Origin of the sequence: Thalassotalea sp. G20_0 (assembly GCF_017744175.1) — a bacterium.
Lineage (GTDB): Bacteria > Pseudomonadota > Gammaproteobacteria > Pseudomonadales > Endozoicomonadaceae > Endozoicomonas.
The window spans coordinates 1-951 of the sequence record NZ_JAGHQV010000269.1 but is presented as its reverse complement, the minus strand read 5'-3'; the positions used below and the strand labels follow the sequence as shown (position 1 = coordinate 951).

Sequence of the window (951 nt, the reverse complement as noted above, 5' to 3'; positions counted from 1 at the left end):
TCAACCTGTAAAGTAGCCAGGCCTGTGCCTGAGTCCGGCAGGGTATACGTGAGGGCTGTCTGGGTTGATGTCCCATCATGGTAGACGGCAGTCAACGTTTTGTGGCCGGTGATCTGCCAGTTGACCGGAAAGCGGGAGCCGTTGTCAATAATGCTGATATTGTCGGGTAGATCGGTAAGGTAAGCGGGTTCGATAGAGAGTACTGTGCCGCTGGTTGAAATCGGATCTATGTCCCTGGTTACTCCCAGACCAACGCTCTCCTGAATGTTGACGTCCGATGGGTTACCGAGGGGCATCAGATGATCGGTGGCGATGTTACATGCACAGTCTTCAACGGATGCCAGAACCTGATAGTTGTCTCCCCCGGTGATCGGTGACATAAAAGCGGTTTGGTTCCATTGGTTATCCTTTACCGGGACTTCGGTGGTTATCCGGTTTTGAGGTGCGTCGGTACCAAAAAAAAGAGTCACCGACTGTCCATTTTCAATACCTGTGGTCTCACCGGTGATGGGCATATCAAAGGAATGGATGCCGTAGGTGTCGATATCGTTGATCCAGATACTGGCTTCGGTATCAATGGTCAGTATCAACTCTGCAGTGTTGGTATTACCAGCTACATCGGTAATTCGTGCTGTCAGCGTATGGGGACCATCAGACAATGGCTGGTTAATGTGGGCAGACCAGGTGCCATTGCCGCCAACCGTGATGCCACTCGACAGCGGCTGGCCATCAGAGAACAGCGCTACCGTACCGTTGACTTCACCGGTGCCGATAATCACCGGCGTGTTATCGTTGGTGGGGTTGTCAGGGGTATCTGCCGCTTGGCCATAACAGGAGTCACTCTGTGGGGCGAGTTCAAGGGTAACTTCGGTGACGGTATCCAGCAGAAACGTTGTGCTGTCCCTGGCAATATTGCTGGCCAGATCGCTGGTTTCTGCTGTTATGGTAATA

The 951-nt window shown here is 52.5% G+C and carries 1 protein-coding gene; it reads right to left on the bottom strand.

Annotation, left to right across the window (positions count from 1 at the left end; translation table 11 throughout):
* Nucleotides 1-951: Ig-like domain-containing protein (locus J7438_RS25990; protein WP_209278929.1), on the bottom strand; the 951-nt coding region annotated here is incomplete at both ends.